The organism is Streptomyces sp. NPDC021562, assembly GCF_040640875.1.
Classification (GTDB): Bacteria; Actinomycetota; Actinomycetes; order Streptomycetales; family Streptomycetaceae; genus Streptomyces.
Window position 1 is genome coordinate 16,479 of record NZ_JBFACN010000026.1, and the last position, 21,539, is coordinate 38,017.

The following is a 21,539-nucleotide window of genomic DNA, read 5'->3' on the forward strand; positions in this document are numbered from 1 at the left end:
CATGCGCCGGCGCACCCTCCTTGCGGGCGCCACCGGCGCCCTGCTCACCGCCGCCCGACCCGCGTCCGCGTCCGGCCGCCGGGTGCTGCACGTCCGTCCCGGGGAGTCGGTCCAGGCGGCCGTCGACAGGGTGGACGGCCCCGGACGGACGATCGTCATACACCCGGGGACGTACCGCGAGGTCGTCAGCGTGCCGCCGGAGGCCGCGGAGTTGACCATCCGCGGGGCCCTGCGCGATCCGTGCGCCGCCGTCATCGTCTTCGACCACGCCAACGGGACGAAGAAGCCGGACGGGACCACCTACGGCACCGCGGGCTCGGCCACCTTCACCTCGGCCGCGTCCGGGCTCACCGTCCGGGACCTGACCCTGGCCAACGACTGGCTGCGCGCCGACCACCCCGAGATCACCGGCACCCAGGCGGTGGCCGCGTACACCTACGGCGACCGTACCCTCTTCGAGAACGTCCGGCTGCTGGCCCACCAGGACACCCTGTTCGTCGACACGACCACGCTGGACGCCTTCGACCGGCAGTGCTTCCGGCGCTGCTACGTCGAGGGCGACGTCGACTTCGTCTTCGGACGGGCGACCGCGGTGTTCGACCGCTGTCACTTCCACACCCTGCCACGGGACGTCGGCTTCACCCCCGAGGGGATGGTCTTCGCCCCCTCCACCGCCCGTGCCAACCCGCACGGCATCCTCGCCGTGCGCTCCCGGTTCACCTCCGGCGCGGAGGACGGCGCGTACAAGCTGGCGCGGCCGTGGGTGCCGTCGTACGAGACCACCGCCTGGCCCTCGCTGGTCGTGCGGGACAGTCTCGTCGGCCCCGGCATCGACCCCGTCGCGCCCTACACGAACATGCGGGACGCCCATCCCTGGCAGTCCATGCGGTTCGCGGAGTACCGCAACTCCGGGCCCGGCGCGGTGATCACCGTCCCCGGGAACCGGCCCCAGCTCACCGCCGCCGAGGCCGCGTCGCACACCCCCGCGAGGTATCTCGGCGACTGGACGCCCCGACACACCCCCGCCACCTGATCGACGAAAGGACCCGCACGTCATGCGTCGACTCAGCACCCTCACCGCACTCGCCGCGACCACGGCGGCGCTCGGACTCGCCGTGATCGCCACCCCGGCGCACGCGGCGACCGTCGTGGTCGGCACCTCCGCCGACCTGTCCAACGCCATCAAGAACGCCACCGCCGGCACGGTCATCCAGGTGCGCGGCGGCACCTACTACCCGACGGCCACCCTCCAGTCCACGGTCGACGGCACGTCGTCGGCACCCGTCACGCTCACCGCGTACGGTTCGGAGACGGTGAAGATCGACGGCTCGTCGCTGCCCTCGGGCTCATGGATCTTCAAACTGACCGCGGACTACTGGAACGTCTCCGACATCACCTTCCAGAACTCCCCGGACAGCGCGGTCGTCTGCCAGTCCTGCACCGGCACCAACTGGTCGAACATCAAGACCATCAACGGCGGCGACTCCGGCTTCACGCTCACCGGCGACGGAACCGTGAACAACACCGTCAAGAACCTGGACAGCTACGGCAACTACGACGCCGCCGAGCACGGCCAGAACGCCGACGGCGTCGCCGTCAAGTTCGGCTCGGGCACCGGCAACCTCGTCACGGGCGCCCGGCTGTACAACAACTCGGACGACGGGATCGACCTCTGGTCCTTCTCCTCGCCGGTCACCATCGAACACACCTGGTCCTTCGGCAACGGCGTCAACCGCTGGGGCGACTCCGCCTTCGAGGGCAACGGCAACGGTTTCAAGCTGGGCGGCAACGGCGTCACCGTCGCGCACGTCGTCAACAACTCGGCCGCCTGGGGCAACGCGGGCAACGGGTTCACCGAGAACTCCAACACCGGTGCGATCGCCGTCAACCGCACCACCGCCTACGCCAACTCCAAGTGGGGCTATTACTTCGCCACCGGCGCGGCCCGCCTCGGCAAGAACCTCGCGGTGAGCAACGGCAGCGGCTCCGCCACCAAGGGCTCCGCCGTGGTCTCCGCGGGCAACAACTGGGACAGCGGCGTCAGCACCCCCGCCTTCAGGTCGACGGACGCCTCGACGGCGTACAACGCCCGCAAGCCCGACGGCTCGCTGCCCACGACGACCTTCCTGACCACCGGCAGCACGACCATCGGCGCGACGATGAACTGAGCCGCCCAGGGCGCTTGACCCGGTTTTTGCCCGCCGATGAGGTATCGATCGGGCAACGGGTCTCGCGCCCGCCCGGGTGACGCGCGTAGAACTCCTGTCATGAATAAGTCACTTCGGATCGCGGCGGTCGTCGCCTCCTGTGCCGTCGCCGGAGGCGCCCTCTACGGCGCCGGTGCCGCCACCGCCGGCCAGTCCACGGCGAACTCCACCCACGAGCCCTACAACATCGGGCTCCTGGTGAAGGACATCGACACGTACTACGGCACCACCGCCGACGCCAACGGCGTGTACCAGGCGTCCCCGGACAGCCCGTACGCCAAGGACCTGGCGCGCATCGACGCGGCCGTCGAGCGCCAGATCGACAAGGCGGCGCGCAAGGCGCACCACCACGGCGAGAAGCCCGCGGTGGTCTTCGACATCGACGACACGCTGCTGCTCAGCCTCGACTACGAGAAGCGCTACAACTACACGTACAACGGCACCACCTGGGCCGACTACGTCAACAAGGCCGACCGGCCCGGCGTCTTCGGCAGTGCCGAACTGGTCCGGTACGCGCAGAGCAAGGGCGTCGAGGTCTTCTACAACTCCGGTCTCAGCGAGGCGCAGCGCACCGCCGCCGTCGAGAACCTGAAGAAGATCGGCGCCGACGTCAACCTCGACGCCGCCCACATGTTCCTCAAGGACAAGGCCGCCCCGCCGTCCTACCTGAGCGCCTGCGCCACCCCGGGCACCTGGAACTGCACCACGGTGCAGTACAAGTCCGGCACCCGCAAGCACATCGAGGAGGACCTCGGGTACGACATCGTCGCCAACCTCGGCGACCAGTACTCGGACCTGGACGGCGGTTACGCGGACCGCACGTACAAGCTGCCGAACCCGACGTACTTCGTGTCGTAACCGGGGTCGTCGGCAACAGGGGGCGGGCTCCACGGCCGAGGCGACCGCGGCCGTGGCGCCCACCCCCCCGGATCTAGCCGGCCACCGGCCGCAGGGCGGCGCCCCGCTCGACCCGGGCCGGGAAACGGGCTCTGCCCGAGGCGCGGCGTGCGTGCGCCCGATTCCGTAACACGCGGAAAACCTGAAACGCGTTCGACGCGGGAACAATCCAGCCAGCATCCGCACATCGACGCTCAGGAGTACGACCATGTCCGAGACGCAGAAGGTGGACCGGCCGAGGGACGCCGCGCCGCCTGCCGGGAACGGCGTCGACCGGTTCTTCAGGATCTCCGAACGGGGCTCCACCTTCGGCCGGGAGATACGCGGCGGCTTCGCCACGTTCTTCACGATGGCCTACATCCTCGTCCTGAACCCCATCATCCTCGGCAGCGCCAAGGACAAGTTCGGCCACACCCTCGACACCGGTCAACTCGTCACCGCGACCGCACTGGTGGCCTGCGTGATGACGATCATCATGGGCGTCGGCGGCAACCTCCCGCTCGCCATCGCGGCCGGGCTCGGCCTCAACGCCGTGGTGGCCTTCCAGTTGGCACCCCTGATGAGCTGGTCCGACGCGATGGGCCTGGTCGTCCTGGAAGGCCTGCTGATCTGCGTGCTCGTGGTGACCGGACTGCGCGAGGCGATCATGAACGCCATCCCGCAGCAGATGAAACAGGCGATCGGCGTCGGCATCGGCCTGTTCATCGCGTTCATCGGCTTCGTCGACGCCGGCTTCGTCAGCCGGATCCCGGACGCCGCGGACACCACCGTGCCGGTGCAGCTGGGCGCCGTGGGCCGGCTCACGGGATGGCCGGTCCTCGTCTTCTGCGCCGGCGTGCTCCTGACCATCGCGCTGGTCGCCCGCAAGGTGAAGGGCGCGATCCTGATCAGCATCGTCACCATGACCGTCGTGGCGATCGTCATCAACTCGGTCGCCGACATCAAGAGCTGGGGCCTGACCACGCCGAAGGTCCCCGACAAGATCGTCTCGCCGCCCGACTTCGGGCTCGTCGGTCACTTCAGCCTGTTCGGCGGCTTCGCCAAGGCCGGTGTGCTCACCGCCGTCCTGCTGGTCTTCACCCTGATCCTGTCCGACTTCTTCGACGCCATGGGCACGATCGTCGGCATCAGCGCCGAGGCCGGGCTGCTGGACGACAAGGGGCAGGTGCCCGGCATCGGGCGGGTGCTGTTCATCGACGGGGCGGCGGCGGTGGCCGGCGGCCTCGGGTCGGCCTCCTCCAACACGGCGTACATCGAGTCGGCGGCCGGAGTGGGGGAGGGCGCCCGCACCGGGTTCGCCAACCTCGTCACCGGGGGGCTGTTCGGACTCGCCCTCTTCCTCACCCCGCTGCTGACCATCGTGCCGCTCCAGGCGGCGGCGCCCGCGCTGATCGCCGTCGGCTTCCTGATGATGACCCACGTCAAGCACATCGACTGGGACAAGTACGAGATCGCGATCCCGGCGTTCCTGACGATCGCCGCGATGCCGTTCACCTACTCGATCACGGACGGCATCGGGGCCGGGTTCCTGGCGTACGTGGTGATCAAGGCGGTGCTGGGGAAGGCGAAGGAGGTCAGCCGGCTGCTGTGGGTGGTGTCGGCGCTGTTCCTGGTGTACTTCGCCATCGACCCGGTGGAGCAGGTGCTGGGGGTGAAGTAGGGAAGCCGGTCGCGCCCGCGGGGCGGTAGCCGCACAGGGACCACCGCCCCGCGCCCCTGAAGGGCGCTCCTGCTCGGGGCGTCACTTCAACGCCGCCCGCATCATCGCCTTGGCGACGGGCGCCGCCAGGCCGTTGCCGCTGACCTCGGACCTCGCCGCGTCGGACTGTTCGACCATCACCGCCACCGCGACCTCCTTGCCGGTACTGTTCGACTTGCCGTACGAGGTGAACCAGGCGTACGGCGTCTTGCTGTTGTTCTCACCGTGCTGGGCGGTGCCCGTCTTGCCGCCCACCGTGACCCCGGCGATCCGCGCGTTCGTGCCCGTGCCCTGCTCGATGACCGTCTGCATCGCGGACTGGAGCTGCTCCGCCGTGGACGAGCTGACGATCCGCTCGGTGCTGGTGTCGTCGTCGTAGTTCTTGAGCACGTCGCCGCCGCTGTCGGTGATCTGGGAGACCATGTGCGGGGAGACCAGCTTGCCGTCGTCGGCGATGGCGGCCGACACCATGGCCATCTGGAGCGGGGTCGCGGTGACGTCGAACTGCCCGATGCCGGAGAGGCCGGTCTGGGCCTTGTCCATGTCCTTGGGGTAGACGCTGGCGTAGGCCCGTACGGGGATGTCCAGCTTGCTGTCGTCGAAGCCGAACTTCTCGGCCATCGCCCGCACCTTGTCCTGGCCGAGGTCGACGGCCATCTTGCCGAAGACGTTGTTGCAGGAGTACTGCAGGGCCACCCGGATCGACGCGTTCGGGCAGGGCGCGGTGGTGCTCTCGTTCTTCAGCGGGGTCGTGGTGCCCGGCAGGGTGTACGGGACCGGGCTGACCGTCTTGACGTCGACGTTCTTGTAGAGCCCGTCCTCCAGGGCGGCCGCCGCGACGACCAGCTTGAACGTCGAGCCCGGCGGCAGCGGCTGGCGCAGCGCCCGGTTGGTGAGCGGTTTGTCCGCGTCGGCGTTCAGCGACTTCCAGGCCGCGCCGGCGGTGTTCGCGGCGGTGAGCGTGTCGGGGTCGTACGACGGGGTGGACACGACCGCCAGGATCCTGCCGGTCTTCGGGTCGATCGCGACGGCCCCGCCCTTCTTGTCGCCGAGCGCCCGGTAGGCCGCCTTCTGGACGTCCGGGTCGATCGTGGTGATCACGTTGCCCGGGTCGGCGCGCTGTCCGGTGAGCGTGTCCATCACCGTCTTCAGGCGGTTGTCGGTGCCGTTGAGCAGGTCCTGGTAGATGCCCTCCAACTGGGTCGGGGCATAGCTCTGCGAGGCATATCCCGTCACCGCCGCGTACAGCTTGCCGGCCGTGTAGGTGCGCTTGTACGCGAGGTCGCTGCCCGACGTCCGTGCCGAGCCGGTGATCGCGTCACCGGCCACGATGATGTTCCCGAGCGGCTGAGAATACGTCTGGATCGCGTTCCGCCGGTTGTACTTGTCGTCCGCGAGGGCCTGACCGTCGTAGAACTGCACCCATGTCGCCCTGCCCAGCAGGGCGAGCACGAGCAGCAGTGTGAAGACGGACGCCCGCCTGATCGTCTTGTTCATCCCGCTCAGACAGACGAGCGAAAGCGGGGCGCGCGTTCCCGTCGCCGTGGAATTCTCATCGTCCGCTCATGCGGACGCCGGTCAGAGCCGTCGCGTCGCCAGGGTCAGCCGGTCCCGGGCGTCGAAGAGGGCGTCCTTGATCATCTGCTCGTGGGCGGGGGTCAGCCGGGCCACCGGGACCGAGCAGCTGATCGCGTCGCGGGCCGGGGTGCGGTAGGGGATCGCCACGCCGAAGCAGCGCAGGCCCAGCGTGTTCTCCTCGCGGTCGACCGAGAAGCCCTGCTCGCGGATCTGGTGGAGCTCCTCGATGAGCTTCTCGCGGTCGGTGAGGGTGTGCTCGGTGAGCGCGGGCAGCGTCTCCGGCAGCAGCTTGCGGACCTGTTCGTCGGTGTGGGTGGCGAGCAGCGCCTTGCCGAGGGAGGTGGAGTGGGCGGGCAGACGGCGGCCGACCCGGGTGAAGGGGCGCAGGTAGTGCTGGGACTGGCGGGTGGCCAGGTAGACCACGTTGGTGCCGTCCAGGCGCGCCAGGTGGATGGTCTCCGTGGTGTCGTCGGAGAGCCGGTCCAGGGTCGGGCGGGCCGCCGCGACCACCTCGTCGCCGTCGATGTAGGACGTGCCGACCAGCAGCGCCCGCACCCCGATGCCGTACCGGGTGCCGGTCGCGTCCGTCTCCACCCAGCCCAGCTCCACCAGGGTGCGCAGCAGCATGTAGAGGCTGGACTTGGGATATCCGACGGCCTCCTGGACCGCCGCGAGGGAGTGCATACCGGGGCGGCCGGCGAAGTACTCGAGCAATTCCACGGTCCGCACCGCGGACTTGACCTGCGCCCCGCCGCCTGTCTCGCCTGCCGCCATCGCCCTTGACCCCTTCGTTGGACGGGAAACCGAAGATATAGTCTCCGACAGCATATTCATCATCAGAGACAGCGTTCAGTATATCGAACGTCCCTGGTGAATGACCCGGATACTGCGGCAGAACGCAACTCATGGAGGGACCCGCGGTGGCAGCAGCACCAGTCTGGAGTGTCGACCCGCGCACCGGGAAGCAGCGCGAACAGGTTGCGGTGGAGGCCACAGCCGAGGAGGTGGACGCCGTCGTCACGGCCGCGCACGCGGCACGCGGCTCCCTCGCCGACCGCACCGTCCGCGCCGCCTTCCTGCGCTCGGCCGCCGCCGGACTCGAAGCGGCCAAGGACCGCCTGGTCGAGGCCGCCGACGCGGAGACCGCGCTCGGCCCGGTCCGGCTCACCGGCGAACTCGCCCGCACCGCCTACCAGCTGCGGGCCTTCGCGGACATCGTGGACGAGGGCGCCTTCCTCGACGTCGTCATCAACCACCCCGACCCCACCGCCACCCCGCCCATCCCGGACCTGCGCCGCTACAAGGTCCCGCTGGGTGTCGTCGCCGTCTACTCGGCCTCCAACTTCCCGTTCGCCTTCTCGGTCGCCGGGGGTGACACCGCGAGCGCGCTGGCCGCCGGCAACCCGGTGGTCGTCAAGGCCCACCCCGACCACCCGGCGCTGTCCGAGCTGGTCGCGAAGGTGCTGCGCCGGGCCGCCGCCGAGCACGGCGTGCCGGAGGCCGTGGTCGGTCTCGTGCACGGCTTCGAGGCCGGTCTCGAACTGATCAGGCACCCGCTGATCGCCGCGGCCGGCTTCACCGGTTCGGTCCGCGGCGGGCGGGCGCTGTTCGACGCCGCCGCCGCGCGTCCGGTCCCGATCCCCTTCCACGGCGAACTGGGCTCCCTGAACCCGGTCCTCGTCACCGAGGCCGCGGCCGCCGAGCGCGGTGGCGAGATCGGCGCCGGGCTCGCCGGTTCGATGACGCTGGGCGTCGGACAGTTCTGCGTGAAGCCCGGCCTGGTGCTGGTGCCGTCGGGCGCCGCGGGGGACGGGCTGGTCAAGTCCCTCACGGACGCGGTCAGCGACACCGACGCGGGCGTGCTCCTCGACCACCGGATGCGGGACAACTTCCTCGCCGGGGTCGCCGAGCGCGCCGAACTCCCCGACGTGGAGAGCCCGGTGACGCCCGGGGCGGGGGGCGAGCACACCGTCAGCGCGGGGTTCCTCTCGGTCGCGGCGGACCGACTGGCCCGGGCGGGCGCGTACGACCTGCTCCTGGAGGAGTGCTTCGGGCCGGTGACCGTGGTGGTGCGTTACGAGGACCGTGACGAGGCGACGGCGGTGCTGTCGCGGCTGCCGGGGAACCTCACGGCGACGGTCCACCTGTCCGCCGAGGAGGCCGCGGGGGAGGGGCTCGGTGCGGAGGTCCTCGCGGAACTGACGCCGCTGGCCGGGCGCGTGCTGGTCAACGGATGGCCGACGGGGGTCGCCGTGGCTCCGGCCCAGCACCACGGGGGTCCCTACCCGGCGACGACGTCCACGTCCACGTCCGTGGGCGGTACGGCCATCGAGCGGTGGCTGCGGCCGGTGGCGTACCAGGGGGCGCCGGCGGCTCTGTTGCCCGCGGAGCTCCGGGACGAGAACCCGCTGGGGCTTCCGCGGCGGTTCAACGGGGTGCTGGAGCGGTAACGGCGGGGCGGGGCCCGGGGGGACCCCCGGCGACCCCTTCGGGGTGCATGCTCCTGACACAATCCGACCATGGACCTGGAACTTCCCGAACTCCCTTTCTCCCTCCGCACCTACGGGCCCGACGGACACTGGTTCTATGAGGACGGTGTGCTCACCGGGTGGGCCGGGGCGCGCCAGGACCGGTTCGTGCCGCCCACCGGGGAGGCGCTCGAACCCGCCTCGGACGCGCCCCGGCTGCTGGGGGCGCCCGAAGGGGACTTCCAGCTGATCGCCCGGGTCACCGTCGGGTTCGGTGCCGCCTTCGACGCCGGTGTGCTGTACGTCCACGTCGGCGACCGGGCCTGGGCCAAGCTCTGCCTGGAGAACTCCCCGGACGTGCCCACTGTCTGCACGGTGGTCACCCGGGGTCACTCCGACGACTCCAACGCCTTCACGGTGGACGGCAGTTCGGTCTGGCTGCGGATCAGCCGCACCGGCCGGGCACTGGCCTTCCACGCCTCCCGCGATGGCCGGAAGTGGACCTTCGTCCGCCTCTTCACGCTCGGCGGTGAGAAGGAGACGGACGCGGCACTGGTCGGCTTCATGACCCAGTCGCCGCTCGGCGAGGGCTGCGTGGTGACGTACGACCACATCGAGTTCAGGCCGGGCTGGCCGAACGACCTGCGCGACGGAAGCTGACGGGGAGGAACCGGGGGCGCCCGCGGGCCCGTCATCCGTCGCATGACCAGTGACCACGTGCACGCCCCTCGCGTCATCCGGACCGCGCTGCCCGCCGAGGTGGAGAACATCGCCGCGCTGCACCGCCGGGCCCGGTCGACGTACTACCCGGACGGCCTGCCGGACGACGGGACCGACTGGACGGCGGCCTGGCGTGGTGCCGTGGCCCGCCGCGACGGCCAGGTGCTGTGCGCGGTCGAGGCGGGCGAGATCGTCGGCATCGCTTCCTTCCGCGCCCTCGAGGACGGCCCCGCCGGGACGGTCAAGCTGTTCCAGTTCCACGTCGATCCCGGCCACTGGGGGGCCGGGATCGGCCGCGCTCTGCACGCCGCCTGCGTGGAGCAGTGGCAGGCCGACGGGAGACGGACGGCCGTCCTGGACGTGCATGCCGGCAACCGGCGGGCCCAGGCCTTCTACGCCCGCCTCGGCTGGGTGCCGGACCCGGACCACCCGGCCGCCGAGGGCGACCACCATCTGTACCTGCGCTTCGCGGTCGGCGGGGAATGAAGTGGACTGGTTGAAGGTTCAGGTACTGGACGACCTTTACTACCTGGAGAGCCGAAGACATGCGCGTCGAGATCTGGAGCGACATCGCCTGCCCGTGGTGCTACGTGGGCAAGGCCCGCTTCGAGAAGGCGCTCGCCGCCTTCCCGCACCGTGACGAGGTCGAGGTGGTGCACCGCTCCTTCGAGCTGGACCCCGGCCGCGCCAAGGGCGACGTCCAGCCGGTGCTCGCCATGCTCACCAAGAAGTACGGGATGAGCGAGGCCCAGGCCCAGGCGGGCGAGGACAACCTGGGCGCGCAGGCCGCCGCCGAGGGCCTCGACTACCGCACCCGGGGCCGTGACCACGGCAACACCTTCGACATGCACCGGCTGCTGCACTTCGCCAAGGAGCACGGTCGGCAGGACCAGCTCATCCAGATCCTGTACCGGGCGAACTTCGCCGAGGAGCGGTCCCTCTTCACCGAGGGCACCGACCGGCTCGTGGAGCTCGCGGTGGAGGCCGGGCTGGACGAGGCGGCCGTGCGTGCGGTGCTCGCCGACCCCGCCGCCTACGCCGACGAGGTCCGCGCCGACGAGCGCGAGGCCGCCGAGCTCGGGGCGAACGGGGTGCCGTTCTTCGTCCTCGACCGGAAGTACGGTGTCTCGGGCGCCCAGCCGGCCGAGGTGTTCACCCAGGCGCTCAGCCAGGCCTGGGGCGCGCGCTCCCCGCTCAAGCTGATCGACGACGGTGGTGCCGAGGCCTGCGGGCCGGACGGGTGCGCGGTCCCGCAGAACTGAGAAGACGCAGGTCAGGCGGTACGCATAAGCGTTGCTTGGCGGGTCCTGCAAGAACTTCGCGATGGACGGGGGGTGCCCCGGGCCGCAGAGTGGACCCATGGAGACCACGGAGACGTTCGAGAGCCTCGTCCGCGCCGAGTTCGCCCCCAAGAGCATCTACCTCAACACCGCCAGCAACGGCCTGCTGCCCGCCCGCACGGTGACCGCCCTGCACGAGGCGGCGCTGCTGCGGGCCGAAGGACGTCCGATCACCTCGCTGTACGAGGACGTGGAGGCGTGCCGGGCCGCCTACGCCCGGCTCGCCGGTGTCCCGGCGACCAGGGTGGCCGTGGGCGCCTCGGTCGCCGCGCACACCGGCGTGATCGCCGCCTCGCTGCCGGCCGGCGCGGAAGTGCTCACCGCCGAGGACGACTTCACCTCCGTGATGAACCCGTTCCACGTCCGCGGCGACCTCAAGGTCCGTTCGGTGCCGCTGGAGCGGGTCGCGGAGTCCGTCCGCCCCGGTACCGCCCTGGTCGCGGTCAGCGCCGCCCAGTCGGCGGACGGTCGGATCGCCGACCTGCCCGCACTGCGCGAGGCCGCCCGCAGCCACGGTGCCCGCACGTACGTGGACTTCTCCCAGGCCGCGGGCTGGCTCCCGATGGACGCCGACGCCTACGACTTCACCGCGTCCGTGAGCTTCAAGTGGCTGCTGGGCCCGCACGGCGCGGCCTTCCTGGTGGTCCCCGAGGACTTCGGTGGGCTGACCCCGGTGCTCGCGGGCTGGGTCGCGGCCGAGGTGCCGTGGGACAGCTGTTACGGCCCGGTCGCCGAACTCGCCCACTCCGCCCGCCGGTTCGACCTGACCCACGCCCTGTTCACCTGCGCGGGCCTGCGCCGCTCGCTCGATCTGGTCGAGGAACTCGGCGAGGCCGCCGTGCACACCCACGACGTGGCCCTCGCCGACCGCTTCCGGGCCGGGCTCGCGGCCCTCGGGCACGAACCGGTGCCCGCGCCGGGTTCGGCGATCGTCTCCGTCCCCGGGCTCGGCGGCCGCCAGCCGGAGCTGAGCCGGGCCGGCATCGAGGTCTCCGACCGCGCCGGCAACCTGCGGGCGGCCTTCCACGTCTACAACACCCCCGCCGACGTGGACCGCCTGCTGGACGTCCTCGGAGACTGACCGGCACGCCACGGCACGGCCCGGGGGCCGCCACGACGAACGTGACGGCCCCCGGGCCGAGCGCCGAGCAAGAACACGCTCAGCGGATGGGCGTGAAGTCCCGCGCCCCGATGCTGTGTCCGACTGCCGCTGCGCGGCGGGCCGGCCGGTGGGTTGTTCGGTCGTCCGTGCTCAGCGGATGGGGGTGAAGTCCCGCGCCCCGATGAACTCCGGCCTGCGTACCGGAGCCGCGAACGGTTCCACCGCCGCGTTCTCCACGCTGTTGAACACGATGAACACGTTGCTGCGCGGGAACGGCGTGATGTTGTCGCCGGAGCCGTGCATGCAGTTGCAGTCGAACCAGGTCGCCGAACCGGCCCGGCCGGTGAACAGCTTGATGCCGTACTGCGAGGCCATCTCCGTCAGCGCCTCGTCCGAGGGCGTGCCCGCGTCCTGCATCTGGAGGGACTTCTTGTAGTTGTCCTTGGGCGTGGCGCCGGCACAGCCCAGGAACGTGCGGTGCGAGCCCGGCATGATCATCAGGCCGCCGTTGGTGTCGTAGTTCTCGGTCAGGGCGATCGAGACGGACACCGTGCGCATGTTCGGCAGGCCGTCCTCGGCGTGCCAGGTCTCGAAGTCCGAGTGCCAGTAGAAGCCGCTGGCCCCGAACCCCGGCTTGACGTTGATCCGCGACTGGTGGACGTACACGTCCGAGCCGAGGATCTGCCGGGCCCGGCCGACCACCCGCTCGTCGTGCACCAGGTTGGCGAAGACCTCGCTGATCCGGTGCACCTCGAAGACGGAGCGGATCTCCTTGGACTTCGGCTCCACGATGGAGCGTTCGTCCTCCCGGATCGCCGGATCGGTGACGAGCCGCTCCAGCTCCCGCCGGTACCCGGCGACCTCGTCGTCCGCGAGCAGCTGGTCCACGGCGAGGAAGCCGTCCCGTTCGAAGGCCTCCAGGTCGCCGGTGGCGAACGGCCCGGCCGCACCGGGCGCCGACCAGACGACGGGGTCCTTGCGGGGCACGGCGACCTCGACCGGGCCACGGGTCGGGTACAGGTCGGTGATCGCGGTCGTGGTCGTGGTCATGGTCAGCCCTCCTCCGTCAGCAGGGGATAGACGCCGTTCTCGTCGTGGTCCTCCCGGCCGGTGACCGGCGGGTTGAACACGCAGATGCAGCGGAAGTCCTCCTTGACGCGCAGCGTGTGCCGCTCGTGCCCGTCGAGGAGGTACATGGTGCCGGGCGTGATCGTGTACGACGTCCCGGTCTCGCGGTCGGTCAGCTCGGCCTCGCCCTCGACGCAGACCACGGCCTCGATGTGGTTGGCGTACCACATCGACGTCTCCGTGCCCGCGTACAGGATCGTCTCGTGCAGCGAGAAGCCGACCCGCTCCTTGGCGAGGACGATGCGTTTGCTCTCCCAGGTCCCCGACGCGGACCTCACGTGGCGGTCGGTGCCTTCGATTTCCCTGAACGATCGGACGATCACGGTGCTGTACAGCCTCCTTGCTTGATCCTGGTCAGACGGTTTCCCGGACGGCCCGGGCGAGGATGCTGAGCCCCTCGTCCAGTTCCTCCGGTGTGATGGTCAGGGCGGGCAGCAGCTTGACGACCTCGCTCTGCGGCCCCGACGTCTCGATGAGCAGCCCGAGTTCGAAGGCACGTTCGGCGACCCGCCCGGCGCGTTCCTTGTCGTGGAACTCCAGGCCCCACACCAGCCCCCGGCCCCGGTACTCCCGCACGTCGGCGAGGTTCTCCTCGACGATGGCGATGAGTCCCTGCTCGACCTGCTCGCCCTTGGTCCGGGTCTGCTTCTCCATCGCCGGACCGTCGGTCCAGTAGGACTCCAGGGTGGCGGTCGCGGTGACGAAGGCGGGGTTGTTGCCGCGGAAGGTGCCGTTGTGCTCGCCGGGCTCCCACACGTCCAGCTCGGGCTTGAACAGGCACAGCGACATGGGCAGTCCGTACCCGCTGATCGACTTCGAGACGGTGACGATGTCGGGGACGATGCCGGCCTCCTCGAAGGAGAAGAAGGCGCCGGTGCGGCCGCAGCCCATCTGGATGTCGTCGACGATCAGCAGCATGTCCTGCCGCTCGCACAGCTCCTTGAGGGCGCGCAGCCACTCGGGCCGGGCCACGTTGATGCCGCCCTCGCCCTGCACGGTCTCCACGATCACCGCGGCGGGCTTGTTGAGCCCGGACCCCTGGTCCTCCAGGAGCCGCTCGAACCACAGGAAGTCCGGCACGGTCCCGTCGAAGTAGTTGTCGAACGGCATCGGCGTGCCGTGCACCAGCGGAACGCCCGCCCCGGCCCGCTTGAAGGCGTTGCCGGTGACGGCGAGCGACCCGAGGGACATCCCGTGGAAGGCGTTGGTGAACGACACGATCGCCTCGCGCCCCTTCACCTTGCGGGCGAGTTTCAGCGCCGACTCCACGGCGTTGGTGCCCGTCGGCCCGGGGAACATGACCTTGTACGGCAGGTCCCGCGGGCGCAGCACCAGGTCCTGGAAGGCCTTCAGGAACGACCGCTTGGCCGTGGTCGACATGTCGAGGCCGTGGGTGACCCCGTCCCGTTCCAGGTAGTCGAGCAGCGCCCGTTTCAGCACGGGGTTGTTGTGGCCGTAGTTGAGTGAACCGGCGCCGGCGAAGAAGTCGAGGTACTCGCGTCCGTCCTCGTCGTACATGCGGCTGCCCCGGGCCCGGTCGAACACGGTCGGCCAGCTTCGGCAGTAGCTGCGGACCTCGGACTCCAGGGTCTCGAAGACGCTGAGATCAGGCTGGGTGATGGTCACGACGGGGCTCCTCAGTGCGATGTGGGGGTCAAGGGGCCTATGCGGTACAGGACTTCGGGATCGTGCGGACCGTCGGGGAACTCGCCGGCCTCGAACAGCACGGTGCGCTCGACGGTGGCGCCGTGCCGGGCGGCGTACGAGGTGAACAGCCGCTCGGAGGCCGTGTTGCCGGGGGTGATCGTGGTCTCCACGGCGCTGAGCGGGCGCTCCGCGGCCACCTGCGCCGTGAGGCCGTCCAGCAGCCGTGCCGCGATCCCGCGCCCGCGCTGCGCGGCGTCCACGGCCACCTGCCAGACGAGCAGGGTGTCCGGCCGGTCCGGACGGCGGTATCCGGTCACGAACCCGACGGGCTCGCCGTCCGCGCCGCGGGCCACCGCGGAGGTGTCGGCGAAGTCCCGGCACCACAGCAGATAGCTGTACGAGGAGTTCAGATCGAGGTTTCCGGAATCCTTGGCGATACGCCATAGAGCGGCACCGTCGGTGACCGAAGGACGGTCGACGATCAGGTCTGCTTGTGGGGCAGTCATGCGGATTGAATTTAGCGAGGCAAATGCAAAAATGCACGGCAGGGGGGCTGATCGCCCCGCCTTGCCGTGCCTCGATGTCCAGATATGTCCCACTGCAAAACGGGCATATCACCCTGCTTTGTGGAGTGTGTCACAGGGTTGAAACCTGGACGAAATTTCCCTCGTTTAGCTCCGCAAAAAGCGGGCAGAAGAACTCGGGTAAGCCATCCATGGAAAAGTAATTCGGAATTACCTTGAATTCAGGATCCGGTAACCCAGACGGACTCCACCGACTGCCGGGCCGCCTCCAGGTCCACCGACAGCCCCTGCTTCGCCAGGCCCGCCCCGATCGCCGCCAGGCTCGACTGGACGGCACCCACCGTCGCGTCCGTCCCGTAGTGGTTGACCCGGATCATCTCCCCGGCCAGTGCGCCCCCGCCCGCTGCCAGCGGCAGCGTGCCGTCGCCCGCCAGGGCTCCCGCGACCAGTTCCGAGGCCACCACGCCCGGCGGCACCCGCAGGGTCGTCGCCACCGGCGCCGCGTCGGCCTCCTCGTACACGTACGGCTCCAGGCCGCCGCCGAGCGCCACCGCCCCGGCCCGTGTCGCCAGCGCCGCCGTGCGGTGCCGGGCCATCACGGTCTCCGGGCCGTCCGCCTCGATCCGCTCCAGGCACGCCTCCAGCGCCAGCATCTCCAGCTGCGCCGGAGCGTGCGGCAGCACCCTGCGGCCGCCGTCGATCCAGCGCTCCTTCCAGTCGAGGAGCGAGAGGTAGGAGCGGCGCGGGGCCCGCGGGTTCGCCGCCATCCGGGCCCAGGCCCGCTCGCTCACCGACACCGCCGACACGCCGGCCGGGCCGCCCATCGCCTTCTGTGCGCCGATCACACACAGGTCCACGCCCCAGGCGTCCGGCAGCACCGGCTCGGCCCCGACCGAGGCCACCGCGTCCAGGTAGAAGAGGGCGCCCTGCTCCCGTACCGCCTCGCCGATCTCGGCGACCGGGTTGGTGTTGCCGGTCGCCGCCTCCGCGTGCACCAGGGAGACGAAGTCGATCTCCGGGTGCGCGGCGAACGCCGACCGGATCTCCTCGGCCGTCACCGCCGTGTGGAACGGCACGGCCAGGTCGATCACGGTCGCGCCGCAGTCCCGCAGCCAGTTCCCGAAGGTCTGCCCGTAGGGGCCGGTGATCACGTTCAGCGCGGTGGTGCCCGGACCGGCCGTCGCCCTGATCGCGCCCTCCAGCGGCAGCAGGGCCTCGCCCTGCATGATCACGACGTCCTGGCGGGTATCCATCAGCCGGGCAACCCGGTCCTCGATCGCGGCGAAGTGCGCGGCGCTCAGCGGGGGCAGGTCGAGGAAGGGGTGGGTCACGGCGGTGCTCTCTTCGCTCACGGAGGGACAGATCACCACGAGCGTAACGGGCAGCCGTCGACCCCCTTTGACCGGCGACTTCTCAGGCCGAACGGGGTCGTGGCCATGGGATTGGTTTGAGGGAACCAAACATCTCCTTATAATCGGAAGTCGTAGAACCGGAATGCACAGCTCCCCCACAGACTCACAACTCCGCCACAGACTCACAGGAGGTCCCGTGACCACGCTCCTCGGGCGCCGCCGGGCTCGCGCCCTGGCCGCCGCCACCGCCGCGGCCGGGCTGGCCCTCGTGGCCGGCTGCACGTCGAGCGGCAACGGCTCCAGCGCCTCCAGGACCGCCGCGGGCGGCGTCGAACTCGTCAAGGCCGGTCAGCTCACCACCTGCACCCACCTGCCCTACCCGCCGTTCCAGTCGGAGATCAACGGCAAGGTGCAGGGCTTCGACGTCTCGATGGTCGACCTGGTCGCCAAGGACCTCGGTGTGAAGCAGCAGATCCTCGACACCCCGTTCGAGAACTTCAAGACCGGCGCCTTCCTCAACTCCGGCGAGTGCGACCTGGCCGCGGCCGGTATGACCATCACCGCCGAGCGCAAGAAGAACGTCGACTTCTCCGACCCCTACTTCGACGCCACCCAGGCCCTCCTCGTCGACAAGAACAGCGGTATCACCTCGCTCGCCGACGCCAAGGCCAAGGGGGCCAGGCTGGGCGCCCAGGCACAGACCACCGGTGAGGACTACGCCAGGAAGCAGGGCTTCGACCCGGTCTCCTTCGAGTCCTCCGACGCGGTCCTCAACGGACTGCGCACCGGCCAGGTCAAGGCCGTCATCATCGACTACCCGGTGGTCCAGGGCTGGCTCAAGGACAAGGCCAACGCGGACGCCTTCCGGCTCGCGGGCAACATCAACACCGGCGAGCAGTACGGCTTCACGGTGAAGAAGGGCAACACCAAGCTGCTCGCGGCCGTCAACAAGGCGATCTCCGACGCCAAGGCCGACGGCACGTACAAGAAGCTGTACGAGAAGTGGATCGGCCCGTACGACGCGAAGGCCGCGTCACCCGCCGCCTCATGACCGCCGCCGACACCGAACTCCAGCCGCGCCGCAAGGGCCTGAGCCGACGGCAGAAGCGCAGGCTGTCGCGCGGGGCGCAGTACGTCGTCTTCGTGGCCGCCGTGGTCGCCTTCGCGGTCGGCGCCGACTGGGGCCGGCTGCAGAACCAGTTCGCCCAGTGGGACATCGCCCGGCAGATGTTCCCCGACGTCATCACGCTCGCGCTGAAGAACACCGTGCTCTACACGGTGTCCGGCTTCGTCGTCGGACTTGCCCTCGGCATGGTGATCGCGCTGATGCGGCTGTCGTCGGTGGGGCCCTACCGCTGGCTGGCCGGCCTCTACATCGAGATCTTCCGCGGCCTGCCCGCCCTGCTGATCTTCATCTTCATCGGCGTCGCCGTCCCGCTCGCCTTCCCCGGCACGGAGATCATCGGCGGCACCTACGGCAAGGTGGCCCTCGCCCTCGGCCTGGTCGCCGCCGCCTACATGGCCGAGACCATCCGCGCGGGCATCCAGGCGGTTCCCAAGGGCCAGCTGGAAGCGGCGCGTTCGCTCGGCTTCTCACCGGCCCGCGCCATGGTCTCGATCGTCATCCCGCAGGCGTTCCGGATCATCCTGCCGCCCCTGACCAACGAACTGGTGCTGCTCTTCAAGGACTCCTCCCTGGTCCTCTTCCTGGGCGTCACCCTGGAGGAGCGCGAACTGTCCAAGTACGGCCGCGACCTGGCCAGCACGACCGCCAACTCCACGCCCATCCTCGTGGCCGGCCTGTGCTACCTGCTGGTCACGATCCCGCTCGGCTTCGTCGTGCGCCGCATGGAGGCCAAGGCCCAGGAGGCCGTGCGATGAGCCGACCCGAGATCGAGGTGAAGGGCCTGCACAAGTCCTTCGGCGACAACGAGGTGCTGCGCGGCATCGACCTGGAGATCGGCCGCGGCGAGGTCGTCTGCGTGATCGGCCCGTCCGGCTCCGGCAAGTCGACCCTGCTCCGGTGCGTCAACCTCCTCGAAGAGCCCACCCGGGGCCAGGTGTTCGTCGGCGGCACCGAACTGACCGACCCCGACGTCGACATCGACGCCGTGCGCCGCCGGATCGGCATGGTCTTCCAGCAGTTCAACCTGTTCCCGCACCTCACCGTCACCGAGAACCTCACGCTCCCGCAGCGCAGGGTGCTCCGCCGCGACAAGGCGCAGGCCGCGCGCGTCGCCGCCGAGAACCTCGCACGGGTCGGCCTGTCCGAGAAGGCCGACGCCTACCCGGCCTCCCTCTCCGGCGGCCAGCAGCAGCGCGTGGCCATCGCCCGCTCGCTGTCGATGGGCCCGGAGGTGATGCTCTTCGACGAACCCACCTCGGCACTCGACCCGGAGCTGGTTGGCGACGTCCTCGCGGTGATGCGGATGCTCGCGGACGAGGGCATGACGATGATGGTCGTCACCCACGAGATGACCTTCGCCCGCGAGGTCGCCGACCGGGTCGTCTTCATGGACGGCGGGGTGATCGTCGAGGACGGCACCCCCGACCGGGTCATCGGCGACCCGGCCCACGCCCGCACCCGCCACTTCCTGTCCCGGCTGCTCGACCCGGCCATGGCCCAGGTGGAGGAGGAGACCCCGGACAGCCCGTCGTCCTAGGCTGACCCCCATGAGCGATCAGGCGGTGCTGCACGTGAAGGGCCGGGTCCTCGCGGGGCCCGAGGACGTCCGCGACGAGCTGTGGGTGGTGGGCGGCCGGGTCTCCTACGACCGCCCCGCCGGCGCCCGTGACATCAGGACCGTCACGGGCTGGGCGCTCCCCGGCCTGGTCGACGCCCACTGCCATGTCGGCCTCGGACCGCACGGCCCGGTCGACGCGGCGACCGCCGAGAAGCAGGCTCTCACCGACCGCGAGGCCGGCACCCTCCTCATCCGGGACGCCGGGTCGCCCTCCGACACCCGCTGGGTCGACGACCGCGACGACCTCCCGAAGATCATCCGGGCCGGCCGGCACATCGCGCGCACCCGCCGCTACATAAGGAACTTCGCCCACGAGATCGAACCGGCCGACCTGGTCGCGTACGTCGCCCAGGAGGCCCGCCGCGGCGACGGCTGGGTCAAGCTGGTCGGCGACTGGATCGACCGCGACCTCGGCGACCTCGCCCCCAGCTGGCCGCGCGACGCGGTCGAGGCGGCCATCGCCGAGGCCCACCGGCTCGGCGCCCGGGTCACCGCGCACTGCTTCGCCGAGGACTCCCTCCAGGACCTGGTCGAGGCCGGCATCGACTGCGTCGAGCACGCGACGGGTCTGACGGAGGACCTCATCCCCCTGTTCGCCGCACGGGGCGTCGCGATCGTCCCGACCCTCGTCAACATCGCGACCTTCCCGCGGCTCGCGGCCGGCGGCGACGAGAAGTTCCCGCGCTGGTCGGCCCACATGCGCCGGCTCCACGAGCGCCGCTACGACACCGTGCGCGGCGCCTACGACGCCGGCATCCCCGTGTACGTCGGCACGGACGCCGGCGGCAGCCTCGCCCACGGCCTGGTCGCCGCCGAGGTCGCCGAACTGGTCACCGCCGGCATCCCGCCGTTCGACGCGCTCGCCGCCACCAGCTGGGCGGCCCGCGCCTGGCTCGGCAGGCCCGGTCTGGAGGAGGGCGCGCCGGCGGACCTGGTGGTGTACGAGAGCGACCCGCGCGCCGACGTACGCGTCCTGGCATCCCCCCGGCGGGTGGTGCTGAACGGGCAGGTAGTCGAGTAAAGGAACGGCTGTACCCGCGGGCTCGAATAAATGCACGGAAAGTCCACTATTGAGTGAAGTGACGCGGGAATGCCGCCCGTTCACCCGTAGTGCGTAATTCTTGGCGGGTCCCGAGCACGTTTCCTCTGGGGGTCCCACCACCTTGAACAGCGACAGCTTCCGTATGCCCGCACGCCGTCTGGCGACCGTCGCGGCGGCCACCGTCCTGGCCGCCGGTCCCACGGCCCTGGCCGGTGCGGGCGCCGCACACGCCACCACCGGCCGAGGCCACGCGAGCGCGGCCGTCCTGCGCACCGGCCTCGACGTCTCCCTCCTCGGCAAGTCGGCGGACGTCCCGCTCGCGGTCGCCCTGAACGAGGTCCAGGCACCGCGGAGCGCCGACCGGACCGCGCTGAGCGCCACGCTCGACGGAGTGGACGGCGGCAAGCCGTTCGACGTCCTCGGCGCCGACGTCGCCTCCGCGCGGGCGACGGTCTCCGGCGGTCGCGCCGAGGCCTCCGTCCACCTCACCCACGCCCGGCTGCACCTGCCGGGCCTGCCCCTGCTGTCCCTCGTGGAACTGGACGCCGTGACGTCCAGGGCGACCTGCGAGAGCGGCAGGCGCCCGCAGGCCACGTCGAACGTGCTCGGTGCGGTCACCGTCCTCGGCAGGCGCGTGACAGTGAGCGCGACCGGCCCCACCGACGTCAAGGTCCCCGGCGTCGGCGAGGTCCGCCTGGACTTCGCCAGGGCCGTGACGGCCTCGGGCCGGGCGGCGGCGAGCGCCCTCGAACTGACGGTCTCCGTCAACCCGTTGCGGCTCAACGTGGCCGACGTGAAGGGCACCCTGACCCTGGCGAAGGTGACCTGCGAGACGCCGCAACCCCCGGCCGACCCCGCCGACGCCGCCGACCCGCCGAGCCCCGTGACCGACATCAGGCCCCAGAGCGCCCCGGCGCCGCGGACGAAGCTGGCGGAGACGGGCGGCAGTTCGGTGACACCGTACGTGGCGGCAGGAGCGCTGGTGCTCCTCGTGGCCGGAGGCGGAGCGGTGACGTTGCACCGCCGACGCCGGTAGCGCCCTTTCAGGGGTGCGGTGCGGCAGCCGACGTACGGCTGCCGCACCGCGGGCG

General features: G+C 70.6%; 21 protein-coding genes. 14 read left to right on the top strand and 7 right to left on the bottom strand.

Features of this window, described 5'->3' with window-relative positions:
• Window position 1 precedes the first annotated feature (1 nt).
• The 4 genes from AB0G52_RS32050 to AB0G52_RS32065 all read left to right on the top strand — a co-directional run bounded on the left by AB0G52_RS32050 (window position 2) and on the right by AB0G52_RS32065 (window position 4,764).
• Window positions 2-1,033 (top strand): pectinesterase family protein, encoded by a 1,032-nt coding sequence (locus AB0G52_RS32050; RefSeq protein WP_361341150.1) that lies wholly within the window; start codon window positions 2-4, stop codon window positions 1,031-1,033.
• 22 nt (window positions 1,034-1,055) lie between these two features.
• Window positions 1,056-2,168, top strand: a complete 1,113-nt coding sequence (locus AB0G52_RS32055; protein WP_361341153.1) for a pectate lyase — start codon at window positions 1,056-1,058, stop codon at window positions 2,166-2,168.
• A 99-nt stretch (window positions 2,169-2,267) separates the two neighbouring features.
• Window positions 2,268-3,065, top strand: coding sequence for an HAD family acid phosphatase (locus AB0G52_RS32060; protein ID WP_132886057.1), 798 nt, complete (start codon window positions 2,268-2,270; stop codon window positions 3,063-3,065).
• Between the two features lie 247 nt (window positions 3,066-3,312).
• On the top strand, window positions 3,313-4,764 hold the full coding sequence (locus AB0G52_RS32065; protein WP_361341156.1) for an NCS2 family permease: 1,452 nt from the start codon (window positions 3,313-3,315) through the stop codon (window positions 4,762-4,764).
• Between the two features lie 81 nt (window positions 4,765-4,845).
• On the opposite strand, the gene AB0G52_RS32070 is transcribed toward AB0G52_RS32065, so the two are convergent.
• Together AB0G52_RS32070 and AB0G52_RS32075 are read right to left on the bottom strand one after the other, a co-directional pair.
• The gene (locus AB0G52_RS32070; RefSeq protein WP_132886055.1) at window positions 4,846-6,300 is read right to left on the bottom strand and encodes a penicillin-binding transpeptidase domain-containing protein; all 1,455 of its coding nucleotides are present in this window, start codon (window positions 6,298-6,300) and stop codon (window positions 4,846-4,848) included.
• Between the two features lie 81 nt (window positions 6,301-6,381).
• Complete coding sequence (locus AB0G52_RS32075) at window positions 6,382-7,155, bottom strand: IclR family transcriptional regulator (protein ID WP_132886054.1); 774 nt, start codon at window positions 7,153-7,155, stop codon at window positions 6,382-6,384.
• A 146-nt stretch (window positions 7,156-7,301) separates the two neighbouring features.
• Here AB0G52_RS32075 and AB0G52_RS32080 point away from each other — a divergent pair, with 146 nt between their 5' ends.
• The 5 genes from AB0G52_RS32080 to AB0G52_RS32100 all read left to right on the top strand — a co-directional run bounded on the left by AB0G52_RS32080 (window position 7,302) and on the right by AB0G52_RS32100 (window position 11,990).
• On the top strand, window positions 7,302-8,831 hold the full coding sequence (locus AB0G52_RS32080) for an aldehyde dehydrogenase (NADP(+)) (protein WP_132886053.1): 1,530 nt from the start codon (window positions 7,302-7,304) through the stop codon (window positions 8,829-8,831).
• Between the two features lie 69 nt (window positions 8,832-8,900).
• Window positions 8,901-9,509, top strand: a complete 609-nt coding sequence (locus AB0G52_RS32085; protein ID WP_132886052.1) for a DUF1349 domain-containing protein — start codon at window positions 8,901-8,903, stop codon at window positions 9,507-9,509.
• 42 nt (window positions 9,510-9,551) lie between these two features.
• Entirely contained in the window at window positions 9,552-10,055 is a 504-nt protein-coding gene (locus AB0G52_RS32090; protein ID WP_361341161.1) for a GNAT family N-acetyltransferase, read from the top strand.
• 59 nt (window positions 10,056-10,114) lie between these two features.
• Window positions 10,115-10,831, top strand: a complete 717-nt coding sequence (locus AB0G52_RS32095) for a DsbA family oxidoreductase (RefSeq protein WP_132886050.1) — start codon at window positions 10,115-10,117, stop codon at window positions 10,829-10,831.
• Window positions 10,832-10,928: 97 nt separating this feature from the next.
• Complete coding sequence (locus tag AB0G52_RS32100; RefSeq protein ID WP_361341165.1) at window positions 10,929-11,990, top strand: aminotransferase class V-fold PLP-dependent enzyme; 1,062 nt, start codon at window positions 10,929-10,931, stop codon at window positions 11,988-11,990.
• Between the two features lie 171 nt (window positions 11,991-12,161).
• Here AB0G52_RS32100 and thpD read toward each other — a convergent pair whose 3' ends face one another.
• The 5 genes from thpD to AB0G52_RS32125 all read right to left on the bottom strand — a co-directional run bounded on the left by thpD (window position 12,162) and on the right by AB0G52_RS32125 (window position 16,641).
• Complete coding sequence (gene thpD, locus AB0G52_RS32105) at window positions 12,162-13,061, bottom strand: ectoine hydroxylase (protein ID WP_132886048.1); 900 nt, start codon at window positions 13,059-13,061, stop codon at window positions 12,162-12,164.
• A gap of 2 nt (window positions 13,062-13,063) precedes the next feature.
• The gene (locus AB0G52_RS32110) at window positions 13,064-13,462 is read right to left on the bottom strand and encodes an ectoine synthase (protein WP_361341169.1); all 399 of its coding nucleotides are present in this window, start codon (window positions 13,460-13,462) and stop codon (window positions 13,064-13,066) included.
• Between the two features lie 31 nt (window positions 13,463-13,493).
• Complete coding sequence (ectB, locus tag AB0G52_RS32115; protein WP_132886046.1) at window positions 13,494-14,765, bottom strand: diaminobutyrate--2-oxoglutarate transaminase; 1,272 nt, start codon at window positions 14,763-14,765, stop codon at window positions 13,494-13,496.
• 11 nt (window positions 14,766-14,776) lie between these two features.
• Complete coding sequence (gene ectA / locus AB0G52_RS32120) at window positions 14,777-15,292, bottom strand: diaminobutyrate acetyltransferase (protein ID WP_361341172.1); 516 nt, start codon at window positions 15,290-15,292, stop codon at window positions 14,777-14,779.
• Window positions 15,293-15,531: 239 nt separating this feature from the next.
• On the bottom strand, window positions 15,532-16,641 hold the full coding sequence (locus AB0G52_RS32125) for an aminotransferase class V-fold PLP-dependent enzyme (RefSeq protein WP_361341289.1): 1,110 nt from the start codon (window positions 16,639-16,641) through the stop codon (window positions 15,532-15,534).
• Between the two features lie 217 nt (window positions 16,642-16,858).
• Between AB0G52_RS32125 and AB0G52_RS32130 the strand changes: the two genes are divergently transcribed.
• From AB0G52_RS32130 to AB0G52_RS32150, 5 genes are all read left to right on the top strand, one after another.
• Window positions 16,859-17,713 carry an ABC transporter substrate-binding protein gene (locus AB0G52_RS32130; protein WP_361341175.1) on the top strand — a complete coding sequence of 285 codons (855 nt, stop codon included), beginning with the start codon at window positions 16,859-16,861 and terminating at the stop codon, window positions 17,711-17,713.
• Entirely contained in the window at window positions 17,710-18,543 is an 834-nt protein-coding gene (locus tag AB0G52_RS32135) for an amino acid ABC transporter permease (protein ID WP_361341178.1), read from the top strand. Before AB0G52_RS32130 ends, AB0G52_RS32135 begins: the two co-directional genes overlap by 4 nt.
• The gene (locus AB0G52_RS32140) at window positions 18,540-19,325 is read left to right on the top strand and encodes an amino acid ABC transporter ATP-binding protein (protein ID WP_132886042.1); all 786 of its coding nucleotides are present in this window, start codon (window positions 18,540-18,542) and stop codon (window positions 19,323-19,325) included. The genes AB0G52_RS32135 and AB0G52_RS32140 overlap by 4 nt, the downstream gene beginning before the upstream one ends.
• 10 nt (window positions 19,326-19,335) lie before the next feature.
• Window positions 19,336-20,427 carry an amidohydrolase family protein gene (locus tag AB0G52_RS32145; protein ID WP_361341182.1) on the top strand — a complete coding sequence of 364 codons (1,092 nt, stop codon included), beginning with the start codon at window positions 19,336-19,338 and terminating at the stop codon, window positions 20,425-20,427.
• Window positions 20,428-20,569: 142 nt separating this feature from the next.
• Window positions 20,570-21,484, top strand: coding sequence for an SCO1860 family LAETG-anchored protein (locus AB0G52_RS32150; RefSeq protein ID WP_361341185.1), 915 nt, complete (start codon window positions 20,570-20,572; stop codon window positions 21,482-21,484).
• Window positions 21,485-21,539 lie beyond the last annotated feature (55 nt).